The sequence below is a fragment of the Corynebacterium sp. ES2775-CONJ genome, assembly GCF_024814515.1.
Lineage (GTDB): Bacteria > Actinomycetota > Actinomycetes > Mycobacteriales > Mycobacteriaceae > Corynebacterium.
Map to the genome: position 1 here is coordinate 152,431 of NZ_JANUXT010000002.1, position 19,256 is coordinate 171,686.

Here is a 19,256-nt window from a genome sequence, read left to right on the forward strand (position 1 = left end):
AACGGGGGTAGTGCTACTTTATACTCCTAAAGGCGTTGTCTCACCTCAGTAGCCACCCAAATGTCCACGGATTTTGGTGGCTTTGTGCAGGAAATATGCGCATTGTCGACTGTGCGCGCTATAAGTTCACTATCAAAGACACGACCGTCGGCAAGCGTTACCATGGTGTCCACTACCCCCGTTGCCCCAATAGGGAGCGATTCACCTTGGGCGGCCAGATGATTCCGCACCGCCAATTCTGCAACCTGCCCCCGCTTATCCCACAGCCCGCGCCCACGATTACCCTGCAAATAGAGCCGACCCGCTTGAGCTTCCATATAGATGCGTAGAGCATCCTCCTCATCGAAGCGGCCGTAGAAATAACCCCACGGAAAGAGGATCAGACTCGGAGCAAAACGATGCCCGCCGGTGTGACTGCACTCCCAAATATGCCCTTGCGGAAATCGTTCGTAAAGATGGCGCGCTATCGGACGGCCCTTAATCGCACAGCACCGATCCCGTTTGGCGTGCGCGCATACCAAGACCACCGGTTCCTCGACCACCGTGGTGCGACCGCCATTGTGCCCGGGCCCAGAAAAATCGAAATCGAGGAGGTCGCTGATCTGATTGATTTGAGCCATCTCTACGATGCCCGCTGCAACATAGACGATATATATGCGGAATCCACCGTCAGAGTTCACTTGGTGCCCAGCGCGCCCCGGCCGGCGTATGAGCAACACCTGGGGTAATTGGGTGAGGACCTCAGTATCGGCGGCGTTAAAGGTATTGCCATCGAGGATATCTTTACTCCAGCTACCAGGCTTTTCGACGAGGATATAGGTGTGTGCATTCTTCGCGGTGCCTGCTAGCGGCTCGAGGTGGGAATCAGAACACAACGATTGGAGAGGTGGGGGTATAGTAGCGGAAATTTTTTCTCTCAGCTCCATTCGCACAGGGATTAGAAAGAGTAATAGTTCGATGAGCGCTGCTGCCAGACAATGCTGTGAGATTTAGCCTACCCTTTGGTCGAGAGGTGGGTACAGCATCCTATCAAGGAATTTTAGTAAACCTCGTAGAGGGTTAGGTTGCAAGCATTTAAATAAATACAACTGTCATGAGGTTAGGGCGATAATCTCCGAATAAGCCTCCTCCCAATGCCTTGGGGAAGGTTCCTGCCCCGCTGGGGCTAGGCTTCGCGCCATCTCCTCTACCTGGTCGTTGAGTTCTCGGTGCCGCTTTGTTACTTCCGCGTATGTCGGTTCCGCTTGGTTGAGTGTCTCCAGCACGCTGCTCACTGTGCTGCGTAGAATTTCTGGCTTGCGATACATTATTGCGCTCCTTCTCTTGCTTCTGATAGAGCCGATTCAATTCCTCGAAAAGATCTAATTGATCGTTATTCTCATTCTTTTTTCGCGCCATGCCGCTTTCCACATACCAGAGCGGAAGATTTTTCTGGCCTGATATTAACCGACTAACGGCATAGATGTACTGCAATTTTGGATAAGGCCAACAGATTGACCCCTCCTGGTAGCTTAGTAGCACCTAAGAGAGTTGAGAGAGGGGCGCATTTTCACCACGCGCAACCCTCAAAAATCACCACACCAAGGTCACTCCCCTCGATGCGGCAAAGAAGCTTTGCAGAAACAACTACAGATGGGTTCTAGTTACCGTGGAGAACCAATCGACCAGATAGTGGGCGCGCAAGTTCGACAACGGTTGACGCGCTTGTTCCTACAAGAGAACATTGTTCAGGAGCATCAGGAAGTGAACCTTCAAACAAAGAAATGGTTACGGCTGTCCGAGATTCGGTTACTTCCGATCGAATTCCGTAACAACTTGGAGTTCCAATATTGAAAAAGACTCGTACTTTTTCCCCACCACCAATGACTTCATGAGAGTTCCAGCGTAGTGGAGTTTCGTTTTCCAAACCTTTCCGAGAATCCCAATCCCATACTTGACGAGAACCCGTATCACTTGACAGGTTGGGGTTCGTAGCAGAACCTATCCCTAACCCAATTCCCACAACGCTAAGAAGAGTCAGAACTACCCCAATAACAGTTGCAATATCAGCAGGAGCCATACTCACGATATGTTTAACACTATTTTCAGACACTTCAACTTCCTTTCGGAGAAGGCAGTTTAAGTTAGGTCAACCTAATAATATGGGGTCAGTAAATAATGTAACCGATGTAGAAAAATAATCTATAGCATTTTTACTACCGTGCCCCCGTGGGGATTGTTTTTAAAGGGGTAGATCGTGCTACATGTCCGCAAACCCCATCTATCGGGCACACAGCACAAGCGAGAAGGTCAGCAGAGAAAACAACGCACTACGCACCCCGACTTGGCCGCATGCCTAGACAAAAAGCCCCTTTGCAGGAATTAACCACTCAAGGGAGCTCGACGAAAACACCTACTGGTGCTTGAGTGACGCTTAACCTCGTGCACGCGCACCTGGGTGCCGTCCTAAAAGTCGTACACCGTAGACCGGTGTCCAATATCAACGACAACAATCACCACGGTATCTTCCACAATATCTGCAACAATACGGCAGTCACCTACACGCCAACGCCGCGACCCCCGCTTATTGGCCGTCAGGGCTTTCCCCCGATCGTGTGGATTATCCAACTGCGCAATCTCACGCAAGAACAAAACCCGTAGCTGCACTGGTCAGTCAAACTTCTTAAAATCCTTCGCTGCACGAGAAGAAAACTCAATCGCCCATGCCGCACTCAAGCTCCAGCTGCTCCCGCGAAATTATCTTTTGTTGGCTGCTGCGAGTTTCTGCCGTTGGGCCTGGTCATGGTCGCCCTCGGGGTCGGTCTCTCGACATTCTGCAGTCTTCTATCCACCTTTACGTCCCGTAGTGCCTAACGTCTTAGGCTCACTGCTACTGGCTTTCGCAGTCGTGCCCTGGGACGCGTAGACGGGGCTTGTGGACTGGGTGACGTAGCCCCGCACCCGCCTAGCCATCGTCAAACGATTAGACATCGACGGCATGCCCTCAGATCGCCCCGCCCCACCATGGGACTAAGCAGCCTTATAGGATTGTTCGTACGCGTCGATAATAGGCACATCTTTTAAGCGCTGCCCCGTCTGCCGTGGCCGATGCCCAGTCTTAAGCGCATGCCTAAAAGCGGTTTCATCCCTGACTGCGGTACCGGGCTGGTCTATGTCTATGTCTATGTCTATGTCTATGACCATAACTGACGCATATTTTTTAGTGCTCAATACGGCGTACTCGCAGTGCACAAAGGCTGCGAAGTTTATGCGGTGATAGCGGGCTTCTGGCTAATCGCCCCCGTCTTCGGATCTGTGAGGTGATTATTTTCCTGAGAAAAGCCCCGATCTACTGACCCGTGGAGAACTTCCGCTCCTCTATGCGCTGCGAGCGCGCCCCTTTTTTAGGGTGCTAGCGGGGGTATCGTTAATCCCAGCGCACCTGGCACTCGGTAACTGTTGCAATTTGACAACAATTTAGTGTTTTAAGCTTTTATAATTCCCTTTATTTGGTGCGGTAGTTACAGTTGAGGTTATGAGTAGACCTACGTTGATGCGCACCCTCGTGGCCACAGGCGTGGCAAGCCTAGTAGCTTGTGCCAGCGCTTGCGCCCCGCAATCTCCTACCGAGTCCACTGCAGATTTCACCTCGGCCGCTCAAACTGGCACAGCTTTCTCCTCCCCTGCTGCCTCTTCAAGTGCCAGTGCTGGAATCACACCCCTCGGTGAGGCATCTAAAGAAATGCGCACTCAACGCCCTTCGGTCCCCTCCCTACTAGTGCCTCAAGAAGTTCGCATTGGTAGCCACAAGGGATTCGATCGAGTTGTTATCGAATTCGCAGGCACGGGGAAACCTGGTTGGTATATCGACTATGTGGATACTCCCACCCAGCAGGCCTCTGGTCTAGTCGTTGATATTCCAGGTGATAGCTTCCTCAACGTTAATATCGACGGCCTTGTTCTCCCCTTCGAGGTAGGACTCGATTCCGATGCTGTCACCGATCTAGTCAAGGGCCCAGGCCCTATCGTCACCGCGGTAAAACCTTCGGGCACTTTCGAAGGTCGTGGGCAATTTGTCATTGGACTCAACGGTTCTCCAGCCCCCTATTCGGTTGAGGTGCTCGACAACCCCGTGCGCGTGGTTATTGATATCCGTAAACAGTAAGCGTCAATCGTAAGTAGCTTCGACCCGCCACACCCCCGCAACCCACAGCAATAACCATGCCTGTGGGTTGTTGTGCATATCCTCCCCCACTACCTGAAGACGCGCGCCCGAGGCTTCTTGCGCCCACCACTGCCCCAAAAAGGGCCATGGACCAGCCCAATAATGCAAAGAAAATACTTTCTTTCCCCACCGCATCGTGACAGGAGGGGCTGAGAGCATCTGGTCCTTGTCTAGTTCAACCGGCATACCGGCACCGTCAAGAAGCTGGCACCGCGCCGCTGGGTGGAGCACGCGCGCTGGCAAAGGAGCAGGGATGGCATCGCGCCACGATTGTTGATCGATATTCACCGGATCTTCACCATAGGGGGTGAAAATAACACGCTCGGTTACCCCTATTCCCCCAATGAGTGTGGGCTGAACTACGCGATCCACCCCAAGGGTCGATTGCACGCGGCTAATAACCCGCTGACTCTGGTATTCATCGGCCTCATTGCCTAATAAGGTTCGCGGGGCAGGAACTCGGCACTCTACGGGGTCAATGATGATCTCGGTAATACCTAACGCATCATCGTCTTCTCCCTCGGGTGCGTGTGCCGTAATCCATCCAGCAAGTTGCCAGCGCATCCGATCGGCTATCGCTTGTTCGGTCAGTGCTTCGCGCGTCCTCCATATCCGTTCCAGCTGCGTATGACCAATAGTGGCGGTTATTTTGAGACGGACGCATTCATAACCATGCATGCGGAGGGTATCGATAATATTCGCTGCTAGAAAGCGCGCGACAAAGGCCGCGGTATCCACTCGATTGATGGCTTCTTCTGGCCGGTATTCAAGGGCCATATCACTAACTGGACTATCGGGAGCGATCAACCTTTTCTCTGCTGCACACGCAATGCGGTGACAGCGCATCCCCATATGCCCAAAGCGGGTATGAACCGCTGTCCTATCAAGGGCTGCTAGATCGCCGAAGGTTTGCACCCCCATGCTCATGAAAGTAGACACTGTGTGCGCATCGCAGTCGAGGCTCGGCTCGATAGTGAGCAGCGATAACGGATGCGGAGCCAAAAATTCTTGGGAGCATCCCTGCTCGACGGTTTTCCCATAGCGAGCGGCGATCGTAGCGGTAGGGATATCATCTGCAATACCTGCTACGCAGTCAACGCCTTGCCGTGCACTAGCTGCGAGAGCTTTCTCTGTGGCTTTCGCTTCGCTGCCATAAAAGCGGGCGATAGCGTGGGCATTCATTACCACAAGTCCAGGCCGTAATACTTCAACGCTCGCTGCTATTTCATCGAGTGAGGTGGTGATATCAGCAAAAGTTCGCCCCTCTCGCTCCGCATCACCTGCAATAATGGCTGCTTCGGGCACTAGGGCCTGAGCCGCTCGTAGTCGCATCCCTCGCTTCACTCCACGAGCACGAGCGTGGGTATTGCACACTGTCACGCTGTGCTGCTGCGAAATAATGACCGGTTGCATATGCGTGGCCAAGCCACTGATCACTGCTGCTTGCACCGGCCAGTCTGGGAACCATAAAGCTAGAGTGCGCATTAAACGGCATATAGGTGAGGACGGTGGCCGATAGTAATCCGCTTTTCTCTTGCTATTCCCTTCACCGTAGTGGTTACCTGCATATCAATACTTTTAATACGGCCTGTACCGTATCCAATTCCCCGAAAACCCGTAATCTGGGCGCGAATATCCATCCATGATGTAGGGATATGCGTTCCCAGTACAATAACGGCTGCTTTTCCGTGGCGCACCTTCGCAAGGAAGGGACGCGCTCGACTGGGCGTGAGGGTTGCTTGCTCACTGTTGATAAAGATGGCATCAAGCCCTTCGGCTAAAATGGCGGCGGCTTCCCATATCTGCGCGCCGGGTTCTGGGACGGCAATAATACGATCGAGCTGTCCACCGCTTTCAGATATCCCCGCATAACTTAATTCTGGCCACCCTAGCACTGCACTGAAGAGTCCGGCGCTACTGATATGGGCGAGCATTTCCACAGCAAGCAGTGCTGGTGAATCCATGAGTGCAACGGCTCGCCGTTTTAAACCTCCATGGGGGAAAATATCACGTAAATCAGCACCCAAGGCCACAACCTCCCGCTCGGTATAGGAGTGCTGCTCTGCTTGGGAATGCTCACTGTGCTGGTGGTGATCGGGCTCTAAAACTGGGGCGATCTGAGCCATTTGTGCCCGCAAAGCGGCGATGCGCAACTCCTTGCTCGGAGCTGCATCACCTTCCACTTTTCGAACACTTGTTTGATTCACATCTTTTATCTAAATACCTTCACTCCGTCTTGTCAAACCCCCACGAAAGCACAGAGCACCCTAGAAAACATCATCTAAGCTGGCTATTTATCTAAAATATGAGAAAAATAAGAGGAAGAAGGGGGTAGTTGCGTCACCATCTACGATCGCTGCTACTAGTCGAGGTGCCGCGACTGCGCCCAGCGCGTTAAGGCATAGCGATTCGACTGCTGGGTCTTGCGCAAAATATTCGACGCATGCGTTTCCACGGTCTTGACCGAAATAAACAGTTCGCGCGCAATTTCCTTATAGGTATAGCCGCGGGCTAAAAAGCGCAGTACCTCTAATTCACGCCGGGTAAGGGCATCAACAACTGGGTCGTTTTTGATAATCTCTCGGATCTCATAAGCAGTATTCTCCCCCGCCAATTTTTCGATGGCGGCATCATATTCGGGGGAATCAATGACCCCGGAACCACTGTGGGCATCGGGGGATACGAAAGCATCTAAGACGAAACCTGCGAGCCTCGGACTAAAGACTGCATCACCGTCATTAACTCGTCGCAAAGCATCCACAAGGTGGGGCCCATCAATTGATTTCGTCACATAACCGCGCGCCCCCGCCCGGATGATCGCAATCACATCCTCGGCGGCATCAGAGACGCTTAAGGCCAAGAACCGCGGAGCGGGATCCATCTCTTTGGCAGCGTGAATAACCGCTACCCCACCCCCATCGGGCATATGAACATCAAGAAGAACAACATCGGGAGTAGTCAGACGGATACCCTCAATGGCATCTGGCACTTTTCCTGCCTCGCCCACAATCTGGACGTGATCACCGATTTCAGCGCGCACCCCGGCGCGGAAAACGGAATGGTCGTCGACAAGAAAAACTTTCATATTTATTATTATCCCTTAAAACTCACCGTCCTTATACCCGGTCGCTATATCGGGTAGATAATCTCCACCTCAGTACCCGTATCCCCCTCCTGTTGCGAGCGAATATTCACCTTCCCACCAGCACGCTCAACCCGGCCACAGATGGAATCGCGAATCCCATGGCGATCCGCTGGAATGTGCTGTGGGTCGAACCCGGGGCCGCGATCGCGGATATAGATATGGATATCATCAAAATTCTCGCAGTAGACATCAATCTCAGAATCGGGAGCATATTTAGCGGCATTGACCATCGCCTCCCGCGCGGCGAGTACCAGTGCTTGCACATTCGGTTCGAGCAACTGATCGTGGCCTACGGTTACTGGCGCGATGCGTACCGCATGGATATCTTCCACCTCCCCGCAGGCACGCTCAATCGCAGTAAATAGAGTGGTATCGGTTTCCGGTTCGAATAACCAGCGCCGTAATTGCCGTTCCTGACCACGTGCCAACCGTATGACCTCGGCCGGAGATTCTGCGTGTTTTTGGATCAATGCGAGGGTTTGTAGCACCGAATCGTGCAGCCTGGCCGCTATCTCGGCGCGCTCAGCACTCAGTATTTTCTCCTCCCGCTCCGCACTCATACGCTGCCATATTCGCACTCCTATTGGGACCATCAAGGCTGCCACCCCTGCGAGTGTTAAGAGCACTGTGCCAATTGCGGTGGGAAAAGTTGGTTCGACGCGCCAGCGTACTGCCCCGATGACCACTCCAGCCAGGATCATGCTGGTGCCGACGACCATGAGAACTAGCGTTATGATCGATTTACCTCGGTCCAGAGCGAACCATGTGATGACGGCGCCGCCTGCAATAAATACTAAAAAGCCAATAGAGCGCGCGCTGTGGATATCTACTAGCGCGCCTAGGACTGTAATCCCCACCAAGCCCCAGGACACCGGAGCTCGAAAACGATCAGGTGGCGGGGGAAGACCTCTGCGCGATTCGGTAGCGATCCACATCAAGATATAAAAAAGCGTGCCGACGTTCACCAGCAGCGACGCTCCGGCAAAACCTAAGCGCACCCATGCCACATTGACTCCGAAGTAGGTGGCTATTCCGCTACATACTCCGCCAATCATCCCACTATCGCGATGCCGATAGAACGTGGGGATAGACATATGTGGTGTAGCCATATTTTTATACTGGCACGTCTATATCTCTCTACGCCATCGGGTTCTCCCCTATCTTTATTAACCTTTATAGATGCAGGGTTATCGCAAGAGGTGATCTTTAAAAAATCAGGGATGATCCCGATAGACTTTCCCGCTCCCCTGAGCGAATAATGATGGTATGGAATTTTCTCCTTCACATCATTCTTTCTCCGCGTCACCTCAATCTGCCGCGGACAAAGCTCACGAGAATATTCTGCACCACCTGTGTGACAAGAAGCAGTGGGCCGCGTATTGGGCCACCCGCCCCACAATTGCGCACCCGTCCTCAAGCCCTCTCTTAGGGGTATGCGAAGCGCTAGGGCGACGCTATCTCATCGATCCCAATGTCGTACGTTTAGCCTTTGTAGCGGCCTGCCTTGGGCATCATAGCACTGGGCTGATTATCTACCTTGCGTGTGCGCTGTGTTTTCCCCGCGGTGGCACTGAGCACGGCGAGGGCCCTATAGATTTAGGCTCAATGAATTCTCTTAGTCGTCCATCGCGCGCGTGGTGGTGGCCTTTAGTGGCGGTGGGACTGGTAATACTGATCTCTGATTCCCCTAACGCTCTTAGCAGCGTTGCGGGCATCTTTATTACCCTTGCTTTTCTCCTTATTACTTTTGCCCGATATTCCACCTATCCTCTACCACCTGTGAGCACACCACCTCCTATGGATTTTTATGCAGACCGCCCCTATGACCCCACCCCTACCGGTAGGTGGAGCCCCGATCCTTTAGGCTCGCAGTGGTATCCCCTCGACGACTCGGCACTTAATTACTCGGTTTCTGATCCCCTCATTACCACTCCCCACCGTCCCGAGCGCAGCGCTTGGCCCATAATCATCCTCGGAATTATCGGGCTCATTATTGTGCAATCAGTGGCGGTATTCGGCGCCTCGCCCTCGTCAGATATGAATATTGGCTCGATTGACGCTGAGATAAAAACCTATGAAGATTTACAGGAGAGTTATTCCACTCACGTAGGCAGTATCGAGCTCGATTTACGCTCTCTTCCTCCTCTCGACCGTGACCGTAACCTAGATTTAAGCACCTCGACAGGAACAATCGAGGTTCTCATCCCCCGCGGTATGAATACCTCAATTTCCTGTTCGGTTAATATTGGGACCTTTCAGTGTCCTGGGTCATCGCAGGTTGAAGGACAGGATAAAGGACCAACCCTTTTTCTTACTGCCACCACCAATATCGGGGAAATCACCATTACCCGCGCTTAAATCTCCATCACGATAACGCAACGCCACTGAGCTTTTTCGCTTTACTGCGAAAAGTTCAGTGGCGTTGGTGTATGTACTTTTACTCCCACTCAATAGTTCCAGGGGGCTTGGATGTACAATCGAGCACCACGCGGTTGACGTCCGGAACTTCATTGGTAATCCGGGTGGAAATCTTCTCCACAACGTCATAAGGCAATCGCGTCCAGTCTGCTGTCATGGCATCCTCAGAGGATACTGGGCGCAGCACAATGGGGTGGCCGTAGGTGCGACCGTCACCTTGGACGCCGACAGAGCGGACGTCAGCGAGCAGCACCACGGGGCACTGCCAGATATCAGCATCCAGTCCGGCAGCGCTGAGCTCAGTGCGCACGATCAGATCGGCGGCGCGCAGGATCTCCAAACGTTCCTCGGTGACTTCGCCGATAATGCGGATACCTAATCCAGGGCCTGGGAAGGGCTGCCTATTGACGATCTCTTCAGGCAAACCTAATTCGCGGCCCACTGCGCGCACTTCATCCTTAAAGAGCAGACGCAACGGCTCCACGAGGGAGAATTCAAGATCTTCAGGTAGCCCGCCCACATTGTGGTGGCTCTTGATATTTGCGGTACCAGAACCACCGCCAGATTCGACAACGTCAGGATACAGGGTGCCCTGCACGAGGAAATCTACTGCCGAGCCTTTCGGGGCATCAGCAAGCACATGGCTGACGGCGCGCTCGAATGAGCGAATAAATTCATTGCCGATGGCTTTGCGTTTGGCCTCTGGATCGGTGAGCCCGCTGAGCTTGTGGAGGAAGGCCTCGCGCTCATCAGCGGTCACAAGTGTCGCGCCCGTGGCTGCCACGAAATCTGTTTCTACTTGTTCGCGTTCACCTGCGCGCAACAGACCATGATCAACAAATACGCAAGTCAAACGATCGCCAATGGCGCGCTGCACGAGGGCTGCAGCCACCGCGGAATCAACGCCTCCAGAAAGCCCACAGATAGCGCGACCATATTCGCCGATTTGAGCGCGAACACCCGCTATCAGCTCCTCCGCGATATTGGCTGGGGTCCAGTTCTGCTCCAACCCAGCGATCTCAGTCAAAAATCGCACAAGGACTTCTTGCCCATGGGGTGAGTGCATCACCTCGGGGTGATACTGCACCCCGGCCATGCGCTTTGCCTGACATTCAAACGCTGCCACGGGAGCGCCGGCCGAATGGGCCGTGACCTCGAATCCCTCGGGAGCGTGGGAGACCGCGTCGCCGTGGGACATCCACACCGTGTGTATGCGATCGAGTCCGGCATGTAAAACCCCAGATTCCACGGTGATATCGGTACGGCCATATTCCCGATTACCGGTATTTTCTACCACACCCCCGAGGGCATGGGTCATGGCTTGAAATCCGTAGCAGATCCCGAAGACCGGGATCCCTAATTCCATCAATGCGGGGTCGAGTTTCGGCGCCCCGTCAGCGTACACGGAACTAGGCCCACCAGAGAGCACGAGAGCTGCTGGTTTCTTGGCCTTAATCTCGTCGAGGGTGGCGGTATGGGCGATAACTTCGGAATAAATATTGGCTTCTCGCACACGCCGAGCGATCAGCTGCGCGTATTGGGCCCCGAAATCGATCACGAGAACCGGATGATGCTGTGCTTGGGTTTGATTGCTCACGGTTTCACAGTCTAGCGGTTTCCCCTTCAAGATAAAGAATAAAAGGCGATCCCTTAAGCGCACGAATAGCCTCACTATGGAGGAACCGCTATAGCGTGTGGTCTACTTCCTGCGGATTCGACCACGCCCCGGCAAGAGTCGCCCGCAGTGTTTGGATAGCAGGGTAGGCTTCGCGCCCTTCGCGTACTGCTGTGAAAATCACTCGCTGCGGATGACCAGGCAGTGCCTTTAATAGGATATTTGCGGGATAATTATGCAGGACCAGTGACGGTAGAATAGCCACCCCCACCCCTTGTGCGACCAGGTTAAGCTGCAGGAGAGGATCAGGGGACTCTAGAAGGGCGGTGGGCATAAAGCCGTGGTTGAGGCAGAAATTGCGCTCCCAGTATCCGGCCACCGAGGATTGAGGATTGAGCAGAAAAGGCACCGGGGCTAATTCTTTGAAATCGCGCACATGCGCGCATCGTTTCGCCCACGGCCCGTGCGTGGGGCACGCAAGGACCATATCTTCGTGGTAGAGATCTTCGCGGTGCATACCGGGCGTGTCTAGGGCTGGCATAAATGGAAGCTCTTCGCCGATGATGACATCGACGTGGGCGCTCAGTAGCTGCGCGATGGCGGCATCGACTTCGTATTGGTGGAATTCCAGTTTGAGGTCAGGGTGTTGGACTGCCATGTCGGTGACAATGGAGGAAATCAGTCCTACCAGGGCTGATTGAAAGCTCGCTATTTTTAGATGCCCCCGGATATCGCGTTGATCTTTTAGGGCCGCGGCTGCTTCATCAGCAAGGGTCAGCATGCGGTGACCATAATCTGCGAGGATTTCTCCACGATCGGTTAGGCGAACTCGCCGTCCCGATTTTTCGATGAGAGTATAACCGACTTCTTTTTCCAGCTGTTTGAGCTGCTGGGACACCGCAGAATGTGTGAGCAGGAGAATCTCTGCGACCTCGCTCATGGTCCCTAGTCGGCGTAATTCCACAAGCATGCGCAATCGGTACAAATTAGATGCAATACCGCGTCGAATACGCATGGGCGGACTCCTTGTGGGTTTTATGAGGCGGATTGGAACTGTAATTCTGGGCGGGAATATATAGTTTCGCTCGTACGCGCAGTCGTGGTTTTTTGGGTAATTCTCAGGCAGATCCTGGACAATATAAAAGGAACTCTAACATATCTACTCAAAAAACCGTTGCTAGACTAAACCTTTTGCTATCAGCAACAATATTCCTATGAACGTTGTCCCGCGCCTCCACATCATGGCCCCAGCCGCTCGGCGCCCGCGCCTTAGGCCGCTCTCGCTATCTGGAGCGTGGATCGGGATCACTTTTGTGATCCTTGCGATTATCTCCCTGCAACTCGGTTCCGCATTAGCCACCCAACTCTTTAGCGTTGCTGGCACCTGGGGCACCGCTTTTTACCGCCTCGGCATCGCAGGTACCCTACTTTTGGCAATAACGCGACCAAAAATTCTTAAGTGGAATCGCACCCAGTGGACCCACGTCATCGCCCTCGGAATCGCCCTCAGTTTAATGAATGGATTTTTCTATTCGGGTCTAGCCCGTATTCCCCTTGGCACCGCCGTGACTATAGAGTTTCTCGGACCACTCAGCCTCGCTGCTCTCCTCTCCCGGCGCGCCAAAGATTTTCTTTGGGTGGGTCTTGCCGTTGTAGGTATTGGAATTTTCGGCCTGGAATCCTTCTTTTCCTCCGCCTCCCTCGACGGCCTAGGCCTCGTTTTTATCCTTCTCGCCGCATTCTTTTGGGCGCTTTATATTGTGGCTAGCGCAAAAGTAGGTCAGCATATTAACGGCACTGGCGGTCTTGCGGTCGCTCTTATCATCGGTGCGATCCCTGCCGCACCCCAAGGCCTAGCTAATATTTCAACGGTTGTATCTGAGCCAGTCTTTATTGGCTATGCAATTGCCACCGCTCTCTTGGCTTCTCTTATTCCCTATTCTTTAGAATTCATTGCACTGCGCTCGATCCCATCAGCAACCTTCGGGGTGCTGATGTCCTTAGAACCAGTTGTCGCTGCAATTATGGGATGGCTCTTGCTCAAACAGAATATTAGCGCACTCGGCCTCATCGCCATTGCATGCGTTATCACCGCCTCCATAGGAGCGACCCGAACGACCAAAAAGCCGCGCGTCGTCGACGATCAACCCGAAGAACCTATCCATGCTAGGAAAACACCAGCATAAAAGCTCACTCGGGCACTCTACGGTCGTAGAAAAAGCGCCGCCCCTTTTTCTCTAGGTCTTTAGGGCGGCGCTAAGATCGTTTCAATCTCTTCGATATTTTTTTCGCATGGGCTGCTCTTAGACAGCGAGTTCTACCTTCTGGAAACTCTTCAAATCGGCGTAGCCGCATTTCGCCATAGCTCGCTTAAGTCCCCCGACAAGATTTTGCGTGCCCAGTACATCCGTTGTGGGTCCTTGCAAAATCTGCTCCAAACTTGGCCGATCAGCGCCCTCTAAAGGCATGGGCAATTCAATAATCCCGCGCGGGAAACGAGGATGAGCTGCCACTGAAGGCCAGAAGAAGCCGTGACCTGCTGCCTCTTGGGCGGGGGCCAATAACGATCCCAGCATGACGGCATCGGCCCCACAGGCGATCGCGGTGACCATCGTACCCGAGGAATAAATATCCCCCGCGGCAATAATATGGACATACCGGCCACCAGTCTCATCAAGATAGTCGCGCCGGGCCGCAGCCACATCAGCAATAGCGGTGGCCATCGGTGGCTGGATACCTAAGGATTCCCAGTTCGTCGTTACCCCTGAACCCACGATCACACCGACGGCCCCAGTGCGCATCAGGTGTAAGGCAGTGGAATACTCAGATACTCCACCCACGATCACAGGAATATCGAGCGAGGAAATAAATTCCTTCAAATTTAACGGTTCCCCGCCACGGGCCACATGTTCAGCGGAGATGATCGTACCTTGGATAAAAAGCAGATCCGCACCAGCCTCAATAATGGTGGGGGCCAGCTCCCGAGCATGTTGCGGAGAAACCCGCACTGCCACAGTGGCACCAGCATCGCGAATTTCCTTGATGCGCTGACTCAATAATTCTTCGCGAAGGGGAGCCTGATGGAGCTTTTGCAACACCGATACAGAGGTGCCACATCCGAAGCCTTCTTCGGCTTCAGCGGCTGCAATGAGCTCGCCTAGTACCGCGTCGATGTCTTCGTGTCGGCCTAATATTCCCTCCGCATTGATAACTCCCATACCGCCGAGGCGATCGAGTTCAATAGCAAATTCAGGGCTCGCGAGCGCATCGGTAGGCTGGTTGATAATCGGCACATCAAAGCTATAGGCATCAATATTCCAACTGGTATCCACATCTTGAGATGAGCGGGTGCGCCTTGAGGGCACAACCTTGATCTCTTCGAGTTGGTAGGTGCGGCGGGCTTCCCGGCCGATTCCAATTTCCACATATTCGCGCATGCGCTCACTCTTTCTCGCTCATCACAGTAAAGACCTCGCTATTTTAGCACTGGCTTAGAAAGCTAGGGCTGAAAGGGGTTTAGTGATAGTTGGGGGCCTCAACGGTTTGCTGAATATGGTGAGGATGCGATTCCTTGAGCCCCGCTGAGGTGATCTGAACAAATCGAGCTCGGTGCAGATCGCTAATCGACGCCGACCCGGTATAGCCCATCGCGGCACGCAAACCGCCAACTAATTGGTGCGCAATCGATTCGATTGGCCCGCGGAAAGGAACCTGACCTTCGATGCCTTCGGGCACCAATTTATCTTCACTCTTAACATCAGCTTGGAAATAACGATCCTTGGAGAAGGAACGCTTCTCGCCACTGAGGCCACGACCCTGCATCGCCCCCATGGAGCCCATACCACGGTAGCGCTTATATTGCTTGCCCCCTACAACCACCACATCGCCTGGTGATTCCAAGGTGCCTGCGAGCATCGATCCCAACATCACACTGCTGGCGCCAGCTGCAAGAGCCTTAGCAATATCGCCGGAGAACTGCATGCCGCCATCGGCGATAATAGGGACTCCAGCTTTATGCGCTGGAACTGAGGCCTCCATAATCGCGGTAATCTGCGGGGCGCCCACTCCAGCCACCACCCGCGTTGTACAGATGGAGCCAGGGCCGATGCCTACTTTGATGCCATCGGCGCCCGCATCGATCATCGCTTGCGCAGCCTGACGGGTGGCTAGGTTGCCACCAATAACGTCAACGTTTTCACCGAAGGTTTGCTTTACTCGGCTCACCATCTCCAGCACGCCGCGGGAGTGCGCATGGGCGGAATCAACGACAAGCACATCGACGCCGGCGTCGACAAGCGCTCCTGCACGTTCGAAGGATTCCTCGCCCACACCGATACCAGCACCGACAAGCAAACGCCCTGATCCGTCTTTGGCAGCATTGGGGTGTTGCTCAGTTTTTACAAAATCTTTCACCGTAATCAGTCCGGTGAGCTTGCCAGCAGGATCAACGATGGGAAGTTTCTCCACCTTGTGCTTGCTCAGCAAATCCAAGGCCTCGTCCTTGCTCACCCCCTCGGGTGCCACAAAGAGTGGCATAGGCGTCATCACGTCGCCCACCTTACGGGAATAATCGCGTTGGAAGCGGATATCGCGGTTGGTGCAAATGCCCACCAAAATGCCTTGTTCGTCGACTACAGGGAGACCTGAAATGCGAAATTTTGCGCACATCGCATCTACTTCGGCGATCGTCATATCGGGCGTGCAGGTAACAGGATCGGTGATCATGCCCGATTCGGAGCGCTTGACAATTTCCACATGGCTGGCTTGATCCTCGATAGAGAGGTTTCGGTGCAAAATACCCAGCCCGCCCTCACGCGCCATGGCAATGGCCATCCGCGATTCAGTGACGGTATCCATAGCGGCGGAAATAATAGGGATATTGAGTTCAATATTGCGGCTCAACCTCGTCGTGGTGGATACCTCCGAAGGAATTACGTCGGATGCATCCGGCAGGAGCAAAACATCATCGAAGGTAAGCCCCACCAAAGCCACCTTATTGGGATCATCGCCACCGGTTGATACGCGCTGAGTCATAGATATTGTCCTCCTGAGGAACGTGAAAAGAAATATGCGTGAAAATTATAGAGAAGGTTCGCACTGCACAGATATAGCTTGAGCGGCTGCACGAGATGATCCTCGCGCACACTCACAACTAATCAGCTTGCTACTAGCGTAGCGCTTTATACAAACAGGGAGGAAACCCTTGGCCTTATATAAACTTCTCTGTCCTCCACGAGTTCTTCTGATTACTGGAACGTTGCCGCGAAATTGGAAGGAGATAATGGTGAAGCCCCATTAAGATTTGTGCCTTGTAGCGCAGCACCCTAGGGTTTAAAGAGTGAGTGAATACTGGAATATGCCCCGCGACCCATTCGCTGACGACCCCTTCGACCCTGCATCCTTTCTAACCGAAGACGACGAAGCTATTGAGCTGAGTGAGGATGAGAGAATCCTGTTGCAGCGCGAACTCGATATGGTAAAGAAATTTCGCCTTATTTTAGAGCCCACCGGACTCAAGGGTTTAGTATTTTTCTGCGATCACTGTGACGACGAGCATTTTTGCACATGGGATATTGTTGAGGGCAATATGCGATCCACTCTGGCCGGCGAGCTGGCACCCATGCACGAACCCTGCTTATATCCGGATCAAGACGCCTACGTATCGTGGGAATATTGTACTGGCTACCTCGATGGGATGCACCGAGCTGGCCGTCATTCCTAAAAACCGTCATTTCTCACATCCGGTTCAGCTAGCACCGTGACACTAGCACCTGCTATTTTTTCGCACATCGAGACGAGGCTAGACAAGGGCTGAGAGCGCGGGCTTCAAACGGTTCTACGGGCGCACATTCTCCGGTATGACCAGTGGCGGCAAAGGCTGTGCCGGCCTAGGCTCCGCTGGTGCATCGGGTTGTGGAACCGTAGACGAGGCAGGATTATCTGCACTAGGCGATGCGCTCCCCTGCGGACTTGGAGTCACCGTGGTAGCGGGAGAATGTGGTTTGACCGAAGGCTCCGGCGTCAGAGTTACGGTAGTGGTGGTGACCTCCGTAACTGGAGGTGGGGTGACCGTAACCGTAACAGTTCTCTTTTCGATATCGATACGCGCCTGCGCGCGATTCGAATCATTTAGACGCTCGACAATGGAACGGGCTTGCTCTAGTAATTGCCGCGCACCTTCGGTGTCACCTAAATTATTGCGAGAATCAACCTCTTCCAAGGTGGAGGCTAGCTCGACCACTGCAGCTTGATCTGTCGTACCGAAAAGCTGCTGGTATAAGCCATACAGCGGGCTAGTCTCGTCGGCATTGAGAATCGTTATTCCACCGCCGGCGATGATAAGAGTTGCAGCTGCCGCTCCCACCAAACCGGAGGCGATACGGCCAAACTTGTAGCGACGATGACCGAGATCAATGACCTCCGCGGAAGTTTCCTCTGCGAGAGCGGAATCCACCTCAGGGGCAAAAAGATGAGTCGAAATCGGTGGGAAGACGCTAGTGGGATCATCCTGAGCGGGAATTACGCCCAGTTCGCGGACGCTGGGAGTTCGTGGGATATCGCGGTAGATCTCTTCACGGAATGCGAGGAGGTTGCCAGCCAAGTCATCGGTACCATTAGAGGGATCAACGCCTGAAGAAATCGCGTCCACGAATTCATCAGTGGCGCGCAACTCAGTGAAATTCACGTCGCTTGCGCCCGATTGGTCGCCGCGATGACGTCGGGATGTCATTTAGATCGTCTCCTGCTCAATGGCTTTACGCAGAGTCGCAAGCGCGCGGTGTTGCGCGACACGAACTGCACCTGGGGTGCTGCCAATAATTCCAGCGGTTTCCTCCGCTGATAGCCCAACGAAAATTCTCAAAATCAGAATCTCACGCGGCTTCTCACTGAGTAAATCGAGCAATGCCCGCACTCTGTTACTACCTACCTCTAGCAGCGCATATTCCTCTGGAGTTTGGGTATCACAGTGCGTTTCAGGTACCTGCTCTGTGGGATTGGACAGATCCCTGGAATAGCTGCGGTGCGCATCGGCAACCTTGTGAGAAGCAATTCCATAGACAAATGCCATAAAGGGACGACCCTGATCGACGTAGGTGGTCATTGATTTCACTACCGCCAGCAGGATCTCTTGGCAAACATCCTCTGGAGTAGGTTGGCGTCCCCCGGTAAGGCGGGCACGGGTATAGCGCAGAACGAGGGGGTGGACAATCTTGAGCACGCGATCTAAGGCCCGAGTATCGCCAGCGGCGGCTAGGGGAACAAGTTCCGCTAGAGCTGCTTCAGTATCACTCATAGTGTTTGTGTGGCCTTCGGGTCGGAGAGAGGAAGAAAACTAATACATGGTTGACGATCTGCTTCCCTATGGTACCCAGTCTAGATTGCTACTTGGGGTTTGTGAAAAATGTGCGAACCACCTTCTCGCCTTGTCACCACCACGACGGTCTTCGGCAGATGGAACCTTAAGCGCCATAGGTTAGTCCAATTTTCCAATAAGATAGAAAGGAGACGCTTAACCTATGAATCCATTCACAGCCGAAACCAAGACTAAGATTCAGCATCGACCAATCGCTAACGAATGGGAGTGGCAGCATCTAGGCTCTTGTCACGAATTTACTGCTAAGTATTTTTTCAATCCCGAATACGAGCGCGGTGTCGCTAAAAAAGAACGGGAACAGCGAGCTAAAGCCATCTGCGCCCACTGCCCAGTACTTGCGCATTGCCGCGATTTCGCTTTAACTCAAGCCGAGCCCTATGGGATTTGGGGAGGGATGAATGCGGAGGAACGAATGCGCTATCTACTCAGTCACAGGAACAAAGAAGAGGAGCTAGTACCATAAGGGGGATCCTCGTGATTACTAGCTCCACTCGATGTT

At 53.4% G+C, this 19,256-nt stretch carries 19 protein-coding genes; 5 read left to right on the forward strand and 14 right to left on the reverse strand.

What is annotated here, in order from left to right:
- Window positions 1–26: 26 nt before the first annotated feature.
- The 4 genes from NXT01_RS02940 to NXT01_RS02955 form a co-directional block, all read right to left on the reverse strand.
- Window positions 27–926: a sucrase ferredoxin gene (locus tag NXT01_RS02940; RefSeq protein WP_259077243.1), complete on the reverse strand. Its 900-nt coding sequence runs from the start codon at window positions 924–926 to the stop codon at window positions 27–29.
- Window positions 927–1,091: 165 nt separating this feature from the next.
- Window positions 1,092–1,307, reverse strand: a complete 216-nt coding sequence (locus NXT01_RS02945) for a hypothetical protein (protein ID WP_259077244.1) — start codon at window positions 1,305–1,307, stop codon at window positions 1,092–1,094.
- Between the two features lie 332 nt (window positions 1,308–1,639).
- On the reverse strand, window positions 1,640–2,092 hold the full coding sequence (locus NXT01_RS02950) for a hypothetical protein (protein ID WP_259077245.1): 453 nt from the start codon (window positions 2,090–2,092) through the stop codon (window positions 1,640–1,642).
- Between the two features lie 353 nt (window positions 2,093–2,445).
- Window positions 2,446–2,607: a type II toxin-antitoxin system RelE/ParE family toxin gene (locus NXT01_RS02955; protein ID WP_259077246.1), complete on the reverse strand. Its 162-nt coding sequence runs from the start codon at window positions 2,605–2,607 to the stop codon at window positions 2,446–2,448.
- A gap of 907 nt (window positions 2,608–3,514) precedes the next feature.
- On the opposite strand from NXT01_RS02955, the gene NXT01_RS02960 reads away from it, so the two are divergent.
- Window positions 3,515–4,144, forward strand: a complete 630-nt coding sequence (locus NXT01_RS02960; protein ID WP_259077247.1) for a hypothetical protein — start codon at window positions 3,515–3,517, stop codon at window positions 4,142–4,144.
- A 3-nt stretch (window positions 4,145–4,147) separates the two neighbouring features.
- Here the strand turns inward: NXT01_RS02960 and NXT01_RS02965 are convergent, their stop codons facing one another.
- The 4 genes from NXT01_RS02965 to NXT01_RS02980 all read right to left on the reverse strand — a co-directional run bounded on the left by NXT01_RS02965 (window position 4,148) and on the right by NXT01_RS02980 (window position 8,458).
- A complete protein-coding gene (locus tag NXT01_RS02965) occupies window positions 4,148–5,689 on the reverse strand; it encodes a DNA polymerase Y family protein (RefSeq protein WP_259077248.1) in 1,542 nt (513 codons plus the stop codon).
- Window positions 5,689–6,411 (reverse strand): hypothetical protein, encoded by a 723-nt coding sequence (locus NXT01_RS02970; RefSeq protein ID WP_259077249.1) that lies wholly within the window; start codon window positions 6,409–6,411, stop codon window positions 5,689–5,691. The genes NXT01_RS02965 and NXT01_RS02970 overlap by 1 nt, the downstream gene beginning before the upstream one ends.
- A 155-nt stretch (window positions 6,412–6,566) precedes the next feature.
- Window positions 6,567–7,289 carry a response regulator transcription factor gene (locus NXT01_RS02975; protein WP_259077250.1) on the reverse strand — a complete coding sequence of 241 codons (723 nt, stop codon included), beginning with the start codon at window positions 7,287–7,289 and terminating at the stop codon, window positions 6,567–6,569.
- A gap of 44 nt (window positions 7,290–7,333) precedes the next feature.
- Window positions 7,334–8,458 carry a PspC domain-containing protein gene (locus NXT01_RS02980; RefSeq protein WP_259077251.1) on the reverse strand — a complete coding sequence of 375 codons (1,125 nt, stop codon included), beginning with the start codon at window positions 8,456–8,458 and terminating at the stop codon, window positions 7,334–7,336.
- Window positions 8,459–8,615: 157 nt separating this feature from the next.
- Here NXT01_RS02980 and NXT01_RS02985 point away from each other — a divergent pair, with 157 nt between their 5' ends.
- Window positions 8,616–9,707, forward strand: a complete 1,092-nt coding sequence (locus NXT01_RS02985) for a PspC domain-containing protein (protein WP_259077252.1) — start codon at window positions 8,616–8,618, stop codon at window positions 9,705–9,707.
- Window positions 9,708–9,786: 79 nt separating this feature from the next.
- Here NXT01_RS02985 and guaA read toward each other — a convergent pair whose 3' ends face one another.
- Complete coding sequence (gene guaA / locus NXT01_RS02990; protein ID WP_259077253.1) at window positions 9,787–11,364, reverse strand: glutamine-hydrolyzing GMP synthase; 1,578 nt, start codon at window positions 11,362–11,364, stop codon at window positions 9,787–9,789.
- A gap of 88 nt (window positions 11,365–11,452) precedes the next feature.
- Window positions 11,453–12,397, reverse strand: coding sequence for a LysR family transcriptional regulator (locus NXT01_RS02995; protein ID WP_259077254.1), 945 nt, complete (start codon window positions 12,395–12,397; stop codon window positions 11,453–11,455).
- A 199-nt stretch (window positions 12,398–12,596) separates the two neighbouring features.
- Between NXT01_RS02995 and NXT01_RS03000 the strand changes: the two genes are divergently transcribed.
- The gene (locus NXT01_RS03000) at window positions 12,597–13,568 is read left to right on the forward strand and encodes a DMT family transporter (protein ID WP_259077255.1); all 972 of its coding nucleotides are present in this window, start codon (window positions 12,597–12,599) and stop codon (window positions 13,566–13,568) included.
- A 117-nt stretch (window positions 13,569–13,685) separates the two neighbouring features.
- Here the strand turns inward: NXT01_RS03000 and NXT01_RS03005 are convergent, their stop codons facing one another.
- Together NXT01_RS03005 and guaB are read right to left on the reverse strand one after the other, a co-directional pair.
- Entirely contained in the window at window positions 13,686–14,819 is a 1,134-nt protein-coding gene (locus NXT01_RS03005) for a GuaB3 family IMP dehydrogenase-related protein (RefSeq protein ID WP_259077256.1), read from the reverse strand.
- Between the two features lie 79 nt (window positions 14,820–14,898).
- Window positions 14,899–16,416, reverse strand: coding sequence for an IMP dehydrogenase (gene guaB, locus NXT01_RS03010; RefSeq protein WP_259077257.1), 1,518 nt, complete (start codon window positions 16,414–16,416; stop codon window positions 14,899–14,901).
- A gap of 322 nt (window positions 16,417–16,738) precedes the next feature.
- Between guaB and NXT01_RS03015 the strand changes: the two genes are divergently transcribed.
- Window positions 16,739–17,104 carry a DUF5319 domain-containing protein gene (locus NXT01_RS03015; protein ID WP_396124723.1) on the forward strand — a complete coding sequence of 122 codons (366 nt, stop codon included), beginning with the start codon at window positions 16,739–16,741 and terminating at the stop codon, window positions 17,102–17,104.
- Between the two features lie 114 nt (window positions 17,105–17,218).
- On the opposite strand, the gene NXT01_RS03020 is transcribed toward NXT01_RS03015, so the two are convergent.
- Window positions 17,219–18,112: a hypothetical protein gene (locus NXT01_RS03020; protein WP_259077259.1), complete on the reverse strand. Its 894-nt coding sequence runs from the start codon at window positions 18,110–18,112 to the stop codon at window positions 17,219–17,221.
- The gene (locus NXT01_RS03025) at window positions 18,113–18,676 is read right to left on the reverse strand and encodes a sigma-70 family RNA polymerase sigma factor (protein ID WP_259077260.1); all 564 of its coding nucleotides are present in this window, start codon (window positions 18,674–18,676) and stop codon (window positions 18,113–18,115) included.
- 223 nt (window positions 18,677–18,899) lie between these two features.
- Between NXT01_RS03025 and NXT01_RS03030 the strand changes: the two genes are divergently transcribed.
- Window positions 18,900–19,220, forward strand: a complete 321-nt coding sequence (locus NXT01_RS03030; protein ID WP_259077261.1) for a WhiB family transcriptional regulator — start codon at window positions 18,900–18,902, stop codon at window positions 19,218–19,220.
- Window positions 19,221–19,256: the final 36 nt, after the last annotated feature.